Here is a 13,308-nt window from a genome sequence, read left to right on the forward strand (position 1 = left end):
CGAACGGAGGCCTGGGACACTCCGCATTCAAGGCCGGACCCGCCACCGGGGCACGCCGGAGCGGTGGAACGGGTGAAGCACCCTCCCACTGTCACCGCCGCACCCGGCCGGGCGCCCCGCCCGGCGCCCGCCCCGCTGACCGCCCTCAGGCGTCGAGGGCCTCGCGCCACTCCCGTACCGCCGCCGCGTCCACCGGGCCGCTCCAGCCGCCCGGCCTGGCGGCGCCTCCGATGTGGAAGGCGTCGACCCCGGCCGCGAGCAGGCGCGGCAGGTGTTCCAGGCGCAGACCGCCGCCGACCATGATCCGCGGCTCGTATCCCGGCTGGTCCGAGCGCGATGCCTCGGCGATCAGCGTCTCCAGGCCCGCGTCGACGCCGTCCGGGGAGCCCGCCGTGAGGTAGGTGTCGAGCCCCGGCAGGTCGGCGAGGTGCTTGCGCAGGACGTCACGGTCGGATGCCCGGTCGATGGCGCGGTGGAAGGTCCACGGGCAGCCCTCGAACTCCGCGACGAGCCGTTCGACGGCCACCAGGTCGGCGTGGCCTCCCTCGTCGAGGAAGCCCAGGACGAACTCCCCGGCCCCTGCGGCGCGCAGTGTCCGGACCTTCTCCACCAGTACGTCGACGTCACCGGCGGCGAACCCGTCCGCCACCCTGATCATGACCCGGAGCGGGATGTCTACGGCGTCGCGGATCTCCTCGAAGACCGCCAGCGGGGGCGTCAGGCCGTCGGCCGCCATGTCGGTGACCAGTTCGAGGCGGTCCGCACCGCCTGCCTGCGCCGCGACCGCGTCCTCCGCGTCGAGAGCGATCACCTCCAGGACTGCACGGTTGCTCATGGTGTTCCATTCCCTCGGAGCGGCTACGGACCTACAGGTCTAGTCCAATAACCAGACTACGGGTCGGCCACCCGCGACGCAGCCTCCCACGCGAACGCGTACGGGCGGATGCGCGAGGCCGCGGCGCGTCCCGGGAGGGACGTGCCGCGGCCTCGGGGGTCACGAAGGGATGGGCGTCAGGGCTGGAGCGGCATCGACCAGCAGTTGGAGACGGCCTTCTTGCCGGAGAGCCGGTCCTTCATCCAGGAGATGGCACTGCCCTGGTCGGTGAGGAGGGGGGCGAGGTGGTTGGTGAGGATCTTGTCGCCCAGGTTGGGCAGCCGGACGGGCTCGTAGGTCACGTTGCCGCCCTTGCGGCACCAGTCGACCGCGAGCTGGCGGGCCTGCGCGTGCCCGACGATGTCGTCCTGCACGCCGGTCACCAGCCGCACCGGCGCGGCCGGCTTGAGGTTGCCGATGCGCTGCTTCGCGAGGATCGCCTGGAGCTTGGGCTCGGCCGCGATGATGTCGGCGAGCGAACTGCCGTCGTTCGTCCACTTCTTGCTGTTCGCGAAGCCGTAACCGAGTATCGCGTCGCCGACGCACATGGTGGAGGTGCCCTTGAGGGCGGCCTTGCCGGTGTCGTTGGTACGGGCGTCGACGATGGCCTTCAGCTCCGGGTCGGTCTGGGCGAAGCCGTTGATCGACCAGCCCAGCGCACCGGCCAGGGCGCTGCCGTCGATGCCCTTCATGACCTCGGTCAGATCGGCGGGCGGGGCTCCGGCGTAGGTGCCCACCAGGTTGACGTCGGGGGCGTACGAGGACTGGAGTTCGGCGGCCGACGCGCTGGCGCCGCCGCCCTGGCTGTAGCCGTAGAGGCCGACCCGCGAGGTGGCGGTGACGGACGCGCCCTCGACCGAGCGGGCGGCGCGGGCCGCGTCCAGGAGGGCGTGCCCCTCGTCGAGGCGGTTGACGTAGGTGTGGAGCCGGTCGGTGGTGCCGAGGCCCGCGTAGTCGGTGACGACGACGGCGGCTCCGGCGGCGAGGAAGCGGTAGACCGCGATGTTGTCGTAGCCGATGGAGACCGTGCCCTCGCCGATGGTCAGCGGGTGCTGGAGGGACAGCGAGGGGGCGCACTGGTCACCCTGGCCCATCGTCCCCGAGGCGAGCGCGACCAACGGGCGTTCACCGCCGCCCTTCCAGGCGGCCGACGGCTCGATGTACGCACCCGTGACGGCGACGGGAGCCCCGTTGGCATCGGTGGACTTGTACATCAGCCGGGTGGCCGTGCCGGGCATCTGCCGCCCGTCGAGCCCGGGAAGGCTCAGCCCGAGGGGCAGCGGCTCCGTGCGTACGAGGGACCCGTCGGCGGAGGGCAGCTGCGCCGGCGGGTTGTAGAAGGCGGGGATGGTGACCCCCCGGGACACCACCGGCTCCGATCCGGCTGCCGAGGCGGGCTCCGCCACCGCGCCCAGGCAGGCCGCAGCGGCGACGGAGGCGGCCAGCAGGCGCCCCGCACGGCGTCCCGGCCGGCGGGGTTCCACGAGGTGGGGGGTGTTCACGGTCGAGCTCGAACGGGTGGTCTTGCGCGGACTCACGGCTCACTCCTCGCTCTGCTCCGATGAAGGTGGTCGCAAGCTAGCACCGAGGGGTTACCTGAAGTAACTCGTCGGTAAGTTACGCTTCGGTAACGTGCTGGGCCGCCGGGAACAGCGTGCGGAGGGGGCGGGCCCGGCCCCCCGACCGGGCCCGCCCCCGCCGCCGTCTACCGGGGCCGCTGACCGATCTCGTCCACGACCCCGGACGCCACGAGCCCCCTGACCTCCAGGTACTTCTCGCCGCCCCGCAGCTCCTTTCCGACCGTTCGCGCCCCTCTCACGCCCTCCAGACGCAGCCCCAGATAGGCGTACGTACCTCGTTCGAAGACGAGACCGATCGATTCTCGGCGGTGCGAGACCCCGATCCCGTGCCGCCCCAGCGCGTCCACCTCGCTGTCCTGGATCACGATGCCGGGCAGCTTCGCGAAGGCCTCGAACGCGGCGGCCTGCAGCCCGGGCGGCATCACCCGCGGGCCGCGCATCAGCATCAGGAGGTCGAAGTAGGCACTCTGCGCACCGTCCTCCGTGCGGAACTCGGCGTGCCCCAAGGCCTTCAGCAGACCGTCCGGGTCGGTCGGCAGTTCCATCAGCTTCGCGTACCGGGTCGGCGGCCACGCCACCTCGTGCTTCGTCAACGGGGGCTCGTCCTTGATCCGCCCGTCGTACAGGTACCGCGAGGTCCGGGAGCCGTCCTCGGAGATCCAGAACTCGTCCGTGTGCGTCGTGCGCTTCCCACTCCCGAGCATGGTCCGCGTGTAGACCTCCCTGGAGTAGAGGTACTGATCGCCGCGCGGCACCGTGATACCGGCCCCCTGGGCTCGCGTCCGGTCCGCAGCCCGGCGCAGCACCTGCGCCGCGGACAGCGTGTGCAGCCGCACGCCGTCGCCGGGCTCCCGTGTGGCGGCGACGTACGCCCCAGCCGCGGCTGCCGCCGCGGTCGCGGTGAAGGCGGCCCGCAGCACCAGTCGCCGGGACGGGACCGGGGACCTCCCGCGCTCCTTCGCGACGGCTCCCGTCAGCCGGGAGCGGGCCGCGGACCGGGCCTCCTCGGTGAGCGCGGGCACCTCGGACTCCAGCTCGCGCAGCGCGGTGAGTTCATCCATGGCCGGGCTCCTCGGAATCGTCGTGAAGTCGGGTGGGGTCCGAACCGCCGAGCGCCTCGCGGAGCTTCTTCCGCGCCCGGTGCAGCCGGGAGCGCACGGTGCCCACCGGCACCGAGAGCGCCTCGGCGGCTTCGGCGTAGTCCAGATCCCCCCAGGCCACCACCAGCAGCACGTCCCGGTAGCGGGCGGGCAACGCGGCCAGGGCGCCCGCGAGTTCGGCCCGGATGCCTTCGGCGCTCACCCGGGCCGCGACCCGGTCCTCCAGCGCCTCTCCCTGGCCACCGGGCGGGGCGTGCGCGGCGCGCGCCAGCGCACGCAGCCTGCGGGCCTCGGCGCGCCGGTGCCCCCGGACCAGATTGGTGACGATGCCGTAGAGCCAGGGGCGTGCGTGCGGCTTGGACAGGTCGTAGCCGCGCCGCCGCTGGAAGGCGATCACGAAGGTCTCGGCCATCAGGTCGTCGGCCGCCTCCGTGCCGAGGCGCCTGGCGGCGTACCCGTGGATGTCGTCGGCGTACCGGTCGAACAGTGCGGCGAAGGCGTCGGGGTCCGTCAGCGAGCGCCGCACGACCGAGGCGTCGGACTCGCCCCGGCCGGCGCTCTCCCCCGGGGCCGCGGGGGCGGGGGCTTGCGCCGCTTCGACGCCCGGCGGGGCGGTCACTGGTCGGCTCTCGGGCTCATTGGCTTCCCTCGGGGAGGCGGGCACGGTCACCTCCTGTTGGCCGATGCCCGCGCCCCGGTTCCCGTCACGCCCGTACGAACCTCACCGGCACCCCCGGGGCGGCCTGGGCCGCCCTCGCCAGCGCGGATTCCGCGACGACGCCGACGACCGGGTAACCCCCAGTCGTGGGATGGTCGTTGAGGAAGACCACGGGCCGTCCGTCCGGTGGCACCTGCACCGCGCCCAGCACCATTCCCTCGCTGGGCAGTTCGCCGTCCCGGGCGCGTGCCAGCGCGGGACCGTCGACCCGCAGCCCTATCCGGTTGCTGCGCTCCGAGACGGTGTACACCGCACTGGTCAGCGTGCGCAGGGCCGCCTCGGTGAACCAGTCGTCGCGCGGCCCCAGGTGCAGGGGCAGCACCAGCTCCCCGGGGGCGCCCGGCCAGGGCACGGTGTCCGCGTACGGGGCTCCGCCGGGCGTGCCGAGCCGCAGCACGTCGCCGGTGCGCAGGACCGGCGGGCCGAGCCCGGAGAGCAGGTCGGTGGACCGGCTGCCGAGCACCGGCTCGGGCACCAGGCCGCCGGCGAACGCCAGGTATCCGCGCAGCCCTTGGAGGGCGGGCCCGGCCTCCAGGACCGCGCCCGCCGGTACGCGCACGGGCGCGCCCCAGGCGGCCGGACGTCCGTCGACCGTGACCCGGCACGCCGCCCCGCCGACGACCGCGAGCACCGGCCGGTCCCCGGTCACCCGGACCGCGCAGCCGGTGACCGTGGTCTCCAGCACCGCCGCGTCGGGGGCGTTGCCGACGAGCCGGTTGGCCAGCCTCATCGCCGGGCCGTCCAGCGCGCCCGCCCGGGGTACGCCGAGATGGGCCCAGCCCGTGCGGCCCTCGTCCTGGACGGTGGTGAGCGCGCCGGCCCGCACCACTTCGACGGCCGCGTTCATCCCGCCACCCCCACCGGTACGAACCGCACCCGGACCCCGGGGCTCAGCAGCGCGGCCGGTTCCCGTGCCGGGTCCCAGAGGACCTCCGGATCGGGCGTCCGGCCGATGAGCTGCCAGCCGCCGGGCGAGGTGCGCGGATAGACGCCGGTGTACGGCCCGGCGAGGGCGACCGCCCCGGCGGGCACCCGGGTCCTGGGGGTGGCACGGCGCGGCACTCCCAGGTGGTCCGGCAGTCCCGTGAGATAGCCGAAGCCGGGGGCGAACCCGCAGAAGGCCACCCGGAACTCCGTACGCGCGTGGATGCGCGGCACCTCGTCGGCGCCGACGCCCCAGGCCTCGGCCACATCGGCGAGGTCCGGGCCGTCGTAGACGACGGGTATCTCGACGGCGTCGCCGTCCTCCCTGCTCAGCGGCGGCACGGTCCACGATCGCATCCGCCCGGCGAGCGCGCGGTCCTCCACCCCGTCCAGCAGCACGGTGCGCGCACCGGGGACGATCTCGCGCACGGCGGGGAGGTCACCGGCGGCGCGGCGGCGCAGGAGCTCGGCGTGGAAGGCCTCCGCCTCCTGTCCGGAGCCGAGCTCGACGAGCAGTGCGTGCGGTCCCGCCGCGCGCACCCTGATGCCGCTCACGCGAACGCCCTTACGTGCACGCCGGCTTCCTCCAGTGCCGACCTGACCCTCCGGGCGATGGCGGAGGCGCCCGGGGTGTCGCCGTGGACGCACAGGGAACGGGCCGTGACGGCGATCCTGCCGCCGTCGATCGCGTCCACCGCCCCGTCGACGGCCATGCGGACACTGCGGCGTACGACCTCGTCCGCGTCGTGGACCACCGCCCCCGGCTCGCTCCGGGGTACCAGCGTCGCCTGCTGGGTGTAGGCGCGGTCCGCGAACGCCTCCGGCACAGCGGGCAGCCCCGCCGCCTCCGCGTGGGCGAGCAGCCTCGAACCGGGCAGCCCGAGGACCGCCGGGCGGCCGCCCGCGAGCAGCACACCGGCGATGACTGCCGCCGCCTGCTCGTCGTCGTGGACCGCGCGGTTGTAGAGGGCGCCGTGCGGTTTGACGTAGGACACGACCGAACCGGCCGACTCGGCGAAGACCCGCAGGGCGCCGATCTGGTAGGCGATCTCAGCGGTCAGTTCGGCGGCGGGTACGTCCATCGAGCGCCGCCCGAAGCCGGCCAGGTCCCGGTAGGAGACCTGCGCCCCGATGCGTACGTCACGCGAGGCGGCGACGTCGCAGACCCGCCGCATCGTGGAGGCGTCCCCCGCGTGGTAGCCGCAGGCGACGTTGGCGCTGGTCACGCAGGCCAGCAGCGCGTCGTCGTCGGTGAGGGTCCAGCGGCCGAACCCTTCGCCCAGGTCCGCGTTGAGGTCCATCGGCCGCGCCGGGGGCGTCACACTCGTCAGATCCGTCACATACGCACGCTAGCGATTGTTCAACAATCTGACAAGGACCCGCTCACCACCTGGGACACTCGTACGGTTCACTGTGCACTGCGGACACCTGACGGGACACCAGGCACGCCCTGCCACCCGGTAACAGCAGGCACAGCGGACACGACCGCGCGACCGGCGCGCGGGCACGACGGACAGGGGACGGGGCATGGCGGGCACGAAGAGCGGCTGGACGGCCGGTGGCACACCGGACCTCTCCGAACTGGCCGCGCACAGCACCTCCCTGGAGCGGTCCGGCACGGCCGAGCGGGTGGCCGCCGTCCTGCGGGACCGGATCACCGAGGGCTACTTCCCGCCGGGGAGCCGGCTCTCCGAGGAGAGCATCAGCGGCGCACTCGCCGTGTCACGCAACACCCTGCGTGAGGCGTTCCGCCTGCTGTCGCACGAACGTCTGCTGGAGCACCGGCTCAACCGCGGCGTCTTCGTCCGGGTCCTGGCGGTGGACGACGTGGTCGACATCTACCGGGTGCGGCGCCTCGTCGAGTGCGCGGCCCTGCGCACGCTCGACGAGCCGCCGTACGGACTGACGGCCGTCGAGGCGGCGGTGTCCGCGGGCGAGGAAGCCGCGCTCCGGGACGACTGGCCGGCCTGCTCCACCGCCAACATCCGGTTCCACCAGGCACTGGCCGGGCTGGCCGGCAGCCCGCGGACCGACGAACTGATGCGCAACGTCCTCGCCGAGCTGCGGCTCGCCTTCCACGTGATGGCCGACCCCCGCCGCTTCCACGAGCCCTATCTGACCCGCAACCGCGACATCACGGACCGGCTCACCGCGGGCGACGCGGCCGGCGCGGAGCGGGCGCTCGCCTTCTACCTGGAGGATTCCCGGCGCCAGGTGGCCGAGGCGTACGCGCAGCGGCTCACCGAGCGGTAGACCGCCGCCCCCGCTCACCTTGTTCCACGATCACCGTCCCCTGACACCGGCTCTCGCGCGCCCGAGTACCCTCACATTGCTGTCTTATGCGGACAGTTCACCCATTACCTGCCCTCTGGCCGCTGCGGATCACGATCGATGTAGCTCACACCCTTGTGGGATTGTTGAACAAGACCCTAGGGTCTCGGCTGACACCCCCGTCTGACCAGGACCGTGCACCGCCACGTCCCTGCGCGGAAGAAGGCCGACGCGTGATCGTTCTCCTCGGCGTGCTCGTGGTGATCCTCGGATTCGCCACCCGCCGCAACCCCCTCCTCGTGGTGGGTGCCGCAGGCATCATCACGGGACTGCTCGGCAAGCTCTCGCCCCAGGAGGTGCTGGCCTCCTTCGGCAGCAGTTTCGCCTCCGCCCGCTCGGTGACGGTCTTCGTCATCACACTGCCCGTCATCGGGCTGCTGGAGCGCTACGGGCTCCAGGAGCAGGCCCGCACCCTCATCGGCAAGCTGGGCAAGCTGACCACCGGCCGGTTCCTGACGATCTACCTGCTGATACGCCAGCTCACCGCCTCCGTCGGGCTCACCAGCATCGGCGGTCCCGCGCAGAGCGTGCGGCCCCTGATCGCGCCGATGGCCGAGGCGGCCGCCGAGGCCAAGGCGGGCCGGCCGCTGCCGCAGAAGGTGCGCGAGAAGGTCCGCTCGCACGCGTCCGGAGCCGACACCATCGGGGTGTTCTTCGGTGAGGACTGCTTCATCGCCATCGGGTCGATCCTGCTGATCACCGGCTTCGTGAACTCCACGTACGACCAGCACCTCGAACCCCTGCACCTCGCTCTCTGGGCGATCCCCTCCGCGATCTGCGCCTTCCTGATCCACGGGGCACGCCTGCTCAACCTCGACCGGCAGCTGGAGCGCGAACTCGCCGTCGCCGCCGCGGAGAACGACCTCACGGCACACGCCGGGCTCCGGACGGAGGACGCCAAGTGATCACGTCCGAGTACTTCTTCTGGCTGGTCGGCGCGGTCTTCCTCGTCATGGCCGGGCAGATGGCCATGGACCGCACCAACCCCAAGCGCTTCGGCTCCGCCGGCTTCTGGGGACTGCTGGGCGCCGCGTTCTTCTACTCCACCGGGGTCGTCGACAAGTCACTCCCCGCCGAACCCCTGGGCGTCGCCGTCCTGGTCCTGATCGTCCTGGGCGGATTCGGCCTCACCGGCAAGGGCGAGTCTCACACCCCTCCCCGCGAGAAGCGGGCCGCCTCGGCCGCCCGCCTCGGCAGCAAGCTGTTCCTCCCCGCGCTCACCATCCCCGTCGTGGCGATGATCTGCGCGACGCTGGTGAAGAACTGGAAGATCGGCGGCGAACCGGTCCTGGAACCCGGCTACGAGACCATCCTCGGCCTCGGAGCCGGCGCCATCGCCGCGCTGGTCGTGGGCATGGTGCTGCTGCGCGAGCGGAGGATCTCCGTACCGCTGCACGCCGGGCGCAACATGCTGGAGTCGATGGGCTGGGCGCTGATCCTGCCGCAGCTCCTCTCCGTGCTCGGCTCGATCTTCCAGTCCGCGGGCGTCGGGGAGCAGGTCGGAAGGATCACCGAGGCCGTACTGCCGGACGGGCAGAGGCTCCTGGCCGTGGCCGTCTACTGCGGCGGCATGGCGCTGTTCACCATCGTCATGGGCAACGCGTTCGCCGCGTTCCCCGTGATGACGGCGGCGATCGGCTGGCCCGTGCTCATCGAGCAGATGAACGGCAACGCGCCCGCAGTCCTCGCGATCGGCATGCTCTGCGGCTTCTGCGGGACCCTCGTCACGCCGATGGCCGCCAACTTCAACCTGGTCCCTGCGGCGCTCCTCGAACTCAAGGACCCGTACGGCCCGATCAAGGCCCAGCTGCCCACGGCGGCCGCGCTGCTGGTCTGCAACGTCGCGATCATGGCCCTCTTCGCCTTCTGATCCGCGCCGCCCCGGACCGGGCCCGTCGGCCCCCACCGCCTGTCCCGCGCCCCACCCTCTGGAGTCTCCCGATGTCCCCCGCGCTCCCCGCCGCGCACGCCGTCCCCTTCGCCGAGCTGGCCCTCGCCAACGTCGTACGCGAGTACCCCAACGCACCCGCGCACCTCTACGCCGGGCCCGAGGAACTCGTGCCGCCGCGTACGCTGCACCCCGCGTTCTACGGGGGCTACGACTGGCACTCCACCGTGCACATGCACTGGCTGCTCGTCCGCCTGATGCGCCGCTTCTCCACCACCGGCGACCTCCCGGCCACGCTCACCACCCGGATCCGCGAGGTGCTCGACACCCATCTGACCCGCGAGAACATCGAGGTCGAGGCGGACTACCTGCGCGGCAGGCCGCACTTCGAGCGCCCCTACGGCTGGGCCTGGCTGATCGCCCTCGCGGCGGAGTGCCGGGCGCTCGCCACCCCCGACGGAGACCGCTGGGCCGACGCCCTGGCCCCCGGGGTCGCGGCCGTCGGCGACCTGCTGGCCGCCTGGCTGCCCAAGGCCACCTACCCGGTGCGCCACGGCGTCCACAACAACAGCGCCTTCGGCCTCGGTCTGATCCTCGACGCGGGCAGGACGGCCGGGCTGCCCGAGCCGGTGCTCGACTCCGCGGCCGGCCGGCTGCGGTCCTGGTTCACCGACGACCATGACGCCCCCGCACACTGGGAGCCCTCCGGCCAGGACTTCCTGTCCCCCGCCCTGGCCGAGGCGGACGCGATGCGCCGGGTGCTGCCGGTCGCGGAGTTCCGTACGTGGCTCGCCGGGTTCCTGCCCGCGCTGGTCTCCGACGCGCCCGACTCGTCGCTCCTCGAACCGCCGGTGGTCTCCGACCACGCCGACCCGCAGATCGGCCATCTGCTCGGCCTCACCCTGAGCCGGGCGGCGGCGCTGCGTTCGATCGCCGGGGCGCTCCCGGACGGCCCGGCCCGCTCCGCGCTCCTCGCCTCGGCCGACGCCCACCTCACGCGCGGCCTGCCGACGGTGTCGTCCGGGGACTTCTCCTCGGACCACTGGCTGGCGACCTACGCGGTGCTGGCCCTGGACACCGCGCCCGGCCACTGAGAGCGCGTCGCGTCCTGTCCCGTACTCGTGCCCGCCGCCCGTGAAGACCGGGCGGCGGGCATCCGCGCGGGGCGTACGCCCTACCCTCGGCACATGAGCGACAGCGCACCTGGCACCCCCGGCGGCGACACCCTCCTCCGCGACCGCTGGCGCGGGGCCCTGCTCGCCGCCCGCGGCGGGGCGGACTCCGGGCCCGATCCCGCCCCGTACGCCGACGCCCTCCTCGCGCGCTGGGCGGAGCCCCAGCGGCGCTACCACACCACCGCGCACCTCACCCAGGTCCTGGACCGCGTCGACACCCTGGCCGGGCACGCCGCCGACCCGGACCTGGTACGCCTCGCCGTCTGGTTCCACGACGCGGTCTACCGGCCCGACCGCTCGGAGAACGAGGAGCGCAGCGCTGCGCTCGCCGAGCGAGCGCTGCCGGAGGCCGGCCTGCCGGACCGCGCGACGGCGGAGGTCGCCCGGCTGGTCCGGCTCACCGTCACTCACGACCCGGCGCCGGGCGACACCAACGGCGAAGTGCTGTGCGACGCGGACCTCGCGATCCTGGCCTCGGCCCCCAAGGAGTACGCGGCGTACGCGGCCCAGGTCCGGCAGGAGTACGGTTTCGTCCCCGACGAGGCCTTCACCCAGGGCCGGTCCGCCGTGCTCAGGCAACTGCTGGAGCTGCCCCAACTGTTCCGTACGCCGCACGGCGTCGCGGAGTGGGAAGCAAGGGCGCGGCAGAACCTGACCACCGAACTTGAGCTTCTCAGTCACTGAGACAGGGGAATTCCAGGGCTGAGGACGCTGTTGCCCACTGTCATGCCTGACTCCACTCCCAGCCGCCCCCGTATGCCGATGGCCGTCTACATCCTCGGCCTCTCGGTCTTCGCCCTCGGTACCAGTGAGTTCATGCTGTCCGGGCTGCTGCCGCCGATCGCGGACGACATGGGTGTGTCGATCCCGAAGGCCGGGCTCCTCATATCCGCCTTCGCGATCGGCATGGTGGTCGGCGCCCCGCTGCTGGCCGTCGCCACCCTGCGGCTCCCGCGGCGTACGACCCTCATCGGGCTGATCTCCGTCTTCGGGCTGGGGCAGGTCGCGGGGGCCCTGGCACCGACGTACGAGGTGCTGTTCCTCTCCAGGGTGGTGAGCGCGCTGGCGTGCGCGGGCTTCTGGGCGGTCGGTGCGGCGGTCGCCATCGCGATGGTGCCGGTGAACGCGCGCGCCAGGGCGATGGCCGTGATGATCGGCGGGCTGTCCATCGCCAATGTGCTGGGCGTGCCGCTCGGCGCCTTCCTCGGGGAGAGCTTCGGCTGGCGTTCGGCGTTCTGGGCGGTGGGCGCCGCCTCCGCGGTCGCCCTGGTCGGTGTCGTCACCCGCATCCCGCGCATCCCGCTGCCGGACGAGAGGCCGCAGCTGCGGCGCGAGGTCTCGATCTACCGGGACCGTCAGGTGTGGCTGTCGATCGTCATCACCGCCCTCGCCGCCGGCGGTGTCTTCTGCGCCTTCAGCTATCTCGCCCCGCTGCTGACGGACGTGGCCGGTCTGGGTTCCGGCTGGGTGCCGTGGGTGCTGGCGCTGTTCGGCGTGGGCGCCCTGGCCGGCACGACGATCGGCGGCCGGGTCGCCGACGCCCACCTCTTCGGTGTGCTGCTCAGCGGGATCAGCGCTTCGACCGTCTTCCTGGTGGCGATGGCCCTGTTCGCGTCCCACCCGGTCGCGGTGGTCGCGTTGGCCTTCCTGCTCGGCCTCTCCGCGTTCTACACCGCCCCGGCGCTCAACGCCCGGATGTTCAACGTGGCCGGTGCGGCCCCAACCCTGGCCGGAGCGACGACGACGGCCGCGTTCAACCTGGGCAACACGGCCGGTCCGTGGCTGGGCGGCGCGGTGATCGACGCGGGTCTCGGTTTCCGTTCGACGGCCTGGGCGGGTGCCGGGATGCTGGTCGTCGGCCTGGCGGCCGTGGTGGTCTCACTACGGCTGCGCGGCGGCTCGCGGTCCCGGCTGGTGGCGGGTGGGCCCGTCAGCTCGGAGCTGGCCCCGGAGCAGGCCGCCCCTTCGGCCTCCGCAGCCCCGCCTCGGTGATCCGGCGCACGATCTCCTTCGAGCCGACCTCGCGGGCCCCGGCGCGCACCGCGTCGGCGTAGCGCGCCTCGGGCACGTCGTAGTGGTCCCGCTCGAAGGCGCGGGGCGGACAGCCGATGGCGGCGGCGAAGGCGTGGAGTTCCTCGAACGACACGTCGCTGACCAGGTGCGACCACATGAGTCCGTGGCCCGGCCAGGTCGGCGGGTCGATGTAGAGGGTCACCGGCCGAGCACCTCGGCGAGCCCTCCCACCCGCGCGACCTGGACGGTGGCCTTGGTGCAGACCCAGTGCGGGTCGGCGCCGAGCTCCGGCTCGACGTCGAGGGCGTGCGGCTCCTCACCCGTGCACACGGGGCAGAGCGGCCAGCGTCCGTACTGTTCCAGAAGCGCGTCCTGGACGTCCTGGGCGACGAGCCCGGTGACGAACCCCACACCCTCGGGCCACTGCTCCACCCACCACCGCCGGTGGGTCACCGCGTCCTCGACCATCGAGACGATCCCGGCCTCTGCCACGTCCCCGGCCACCAGGTCGGCCATCACCAGCGCACGCGCGGTGTGCAGCTCCTGTTCCAGCCTGTTCAACTCCATCCCTCCATTGTCCCCCGCCGCCGTTTCGGCAGGCCACCGCCAAGATCACGGACGGCAAATCGGGGCATGTCATCCAATTTCGAGTAACCGGCGTCACGGAAGAGGGGCTTGACGGACGAAAGGACTGGAAATAACTTT

Annotated in this window: 15 protein-coding genes; 6 read left to right on the plus strand and 9 right to left on the minus strand. The window is 72.9% G+C overall.

The features are described 5' to 3' along the window. Positions 1–145: 145 nt before the first annotated feature. The 7 genes from ACGFNN_RS14755 to ACGFNN_RS14785 all read right to left on the minus strand — a co-directional run bounded on the left by ACGFNN_RS14755 (position 146) and on the right by ACGFNN_RS14785 (position 6,497). Positions 146–835 carry a copper homeostasis protein CutC gene (locus tag ACGFNN_RS14755; RefSeq protein ID WP_393555849.1) on the minus strand — a complete coding sequence of 230 codons (690 nt, stop codon included), beginning with the start codon at positions 833–835 and terminating at the stop codon, positions 146–148. 176 nt (positions 836–1,011) lie between these two features. Continuing rightward, entirely contained in the window at positions 1,012–2,412 is a 1,401-nt protein-coding gene (locus ACGFNN_RS14760; RefSeq protein ID WP_393555850.1) for a lipase family protein, read from the minus strand. Between the two features lie 167 nt (positions 2,413–2,579). Further along, positions 2,580–3,515, minus strand: coding sequence for a CU044_5270 family protein (locus ACGFNN_RS14765; RefSeq protein ID WP_393555852.1), 936 nt, complete (start codon positions 3,513–3,515; stop codon positions 2,580–2,582). Continuing rightward, the gene (locus ACGFNN_RS14770; protein WP_393555854.1) at positions 3,508–4,173 is read right to left on the minus strand and encodes an RNA polymerase sigma factor; all 666 of its coding nucleotides are present in this window, start codon (positions 4,171–4,173) and stop codon (positions 3,508–3,510) included. Before ACGFNN_RS14770 ends, ACGFNN_RS14765 begins: the two co-directional genes overlap by 8 nt. A gap of 85 nt (positions 4,174–4,258) precedes the next feature. Continuing rightward, positions 4,259–5,119: a biotin-dependent carboxyltransferase family protein gene (locus ACGFNN_RS14775; protein WP_393555856.1), complete on the minus strand. Its 861-nt coding sequence runs from the start codon at positions 5,117–5,119 to the stop codon at positions 4,259–4,261. Further along, positions 5,116–5,751: an allophanate hydrolase subunit 1 gene (locus ACGFNN_RS14780; protein WP_393555858.1), complete on the minus strand. Its 636-nt coding sequence runs from the start codon at positions 5,749–5,751 to the stop codon at positions 5,116–5,118. The genes ACGFNN_RS14775 and ACGFNN_RS14780 overlap by 4 nt, the downstream gene beginning before the upstream one ends. Beyond that, positions 5,748–6,497: a LamB/YcsF family protein gene (locus tag ACGFNN_RS14785; protein ID WP_393556244.1), complete on the minus strand. Its 750-nt coding sequence runs from the start codon at positions 6,495–6,497 to the stop codon at positions 5,748–5,750. Before ACGFNN_RS14785 ends, ACGFNN_RS14780 begins: the two co-directional genes overlap by 4 nt. Before the next feature lie 226 nt (positions 6,498–6,723). On the opposite strand from ACGFNN_RS14785, the gene ACGFNN_RS14790 reads away from it, so the two are divergent. From ACGFNN_RS14790 to ACGFNN_RS14815, 6 genes are all read left to right on the plus strand, one after another. Further along, the gene (locus ACGFNN_RS14790; protein ID WP_393555859.1) at positions 6,724–7,449 is read left to right on the plus strand and encodes a GntR family transcriptional regulator; all 726 of its coding nucleotides are present in this window, start codon (positions 6,724–6,726) and stop codon (positions 7,447–7,449) included. Between the two features lie 251 nt (positions 7,450–7,700). Next, positions 7,701–8,432 (plus strand): DUF969 domain-containing protein, encoded by a 732-nt coding sequence (locus ACGFNN_RS14795; RefSeq protein WP_362541425.1) that lies wholly within the window; start codon positions 7,701–7,703, stop codon positions 8,430–8,432. Next, positions 8,429–9,397, plus strand: a complete 969-nt coding sequence (locus ACGFNN_RS14800) for a DUF979 domain-containing protein (RefSeq protein ID WP_393555861.1) — start codon at positions 8,429–8,431, stop codon at positions 9,395–9,397. Before ACGFNN_RS14795 ends, ACGFNN_RS14800 begins: the two co-directional genes overlap by 4 nt. 71 nt (positions 9,398–9,468) lie before the next feature. Beyond that, entirely contained in the window at positions 9,469–10,509 is a 1,041-nt protein-coding gene (locus tag ACGFNN_RS14805) for a DUF2891 domain-containing protein (protein ID WP_362669297.1), read from the plus strand. Positions 10,510–10,602: 93 nt separating this feature from the next. Further along, on the plus strand, positions 10,603–11,274 hold the full coding sequence (locus ACGFNN_RS14810) for a hypothetical protein (protein ID WP_393555863.1): 672 nt from the start codon (positions 10,603–10,605) through the stop codon (positions 11,272–11,274). 72 nt (positions 11,275–11,346) lie between these two features. Further along, the gene (locus tag ACGFNN_RS14815) at positions 11,347–12,582 is read left to right on the plus strand and encodes a Cmx/CmrA family chloramphenicol efflux MFS transporter (protein ID WP_393556246.1); all 1,236 of its coding nucleotides are present in this window, start codon (positions 11,347–11,349) and stop codon (positions 12,580–12,582) included. On the opposite strand, the gene ACGFNN_RS14820 is transcribed toward ACGFNN_RS14815, so the two are convergent. Together ACGFNN_RS14820 and ACGFNN_RS14825 are read right to left on the minus strand one after the other, a co-directional pair. Beyond that, positions 12,521–12,805, minus strand: a complete 285-nt coding sequence (locus ACGFNN_RS14820; RefSeq protein WP_393555865.1) for a DUF4031 domain-containing protein — start codon at positions 12,803–12,805, stop codon at positions 12,521–12,523. The genes ACGFNN_RS14815 and ACGFNN_RS14820 overlap by 62 nt on opposite strands. Next, positions 12,802–13,170, minus strand: coding sequence for a hypothetical protein (locus ACGFNN_RS14825; RefSeq protein ID WP_362541440.1), 369 nt, complete (start codon positions 13,168–13,170; stop codon positions 12,802–12,804). Before ACGFNN_RS14825 ends, ACGFNN_RS14820 begins: the two co-directional genes overlap by 4 nt. Positions 13,171–13,308: the final 138 nt, after the last annotated feature.

The sequence above is a fragment of the Streptomyces sp. NPDC048590 genome (assembly GCF_043199535.1).
In the GTDB taxonomy this organism is placed as follows: Bacteria; Actinomycetota; Actinomycetes; order Streptomycetales; family Streptomycetaceae; genus Streptomyces.

What these genes read in the sequence shown, in the direction of transcription:
- ACGFNN_RS14790 (WP_393555859.1), top strand. Translation starts at nt 6,724, where the DNA reads ATGGCGGGCACGAAGAGCGGCTGGACGGCCGGTGGCACACCGGACCTC.
- ACGFNN_RS14785 (WP_393556244.1), bottom strand. Translation starts at nt 6,497, where the DNA reads ATGGACCTCAACGCGGACCTGGGCGAAGGGTTCGGCCGCTGGACCCTC.
- ACGFNN_RS14825 (WP_362541440.1), bottom strand. Translation starts at nt 13,170, where the DNA reads ATGGAGTTGAACAGGCTGGAACAGGAGCTGCACACCGCGCGTGCGCTG.
- ACGFNN_RS14755 (WP_393555849.1), bottom strand. Translation starts at nt 835, where the DNA reads ATGAGCAACCGTGCAGTCCTGGAGGTGATCGCTCTCGACGCGGAGGAC.
- ACGFNN_RS14765 (WP_393555852.1), bottom strand. Translation starts at nt 3,515, where the DNA reads ATGGATGAACTCACCGCGCTGCGCGAGCTGGAGTCCGAGGTGCCCGCG.
- ACGFNN_RS14815 (WP_393556246.1), top strand. Translation starts at nt 11,347, where the DNA reads ATGCCGATGGCCGTCTACATCCTCGGCCTCTCGGTCTTCGCCCTCGGT.
- ACGFNN_RS14810 (WP_393555863.1), top strand. Translation starts at nt 10,603, where the DNA reads ATGAGCGACAGCGCACCTGGCACCCCCGGCGGCGACACCCTCCTCCGC.
- ACGFNN_RS14805 (WP_362669297.1), top strand. Translation starts at nt 9,469, where the DNA reads ATGTCCCCCGCGCTCCCCGCCGCGCACGCCGTCCCCTTCGCCGAGCTG.
- ACGFNN_RS14775 (WP_393555856.1), bottom strand. Translation starts at nt 5,119, where the DNA reads ATGAACGCGGCCGTCGAAGTGGTGCGGGCCGGCGCGCTCACCACCGTC.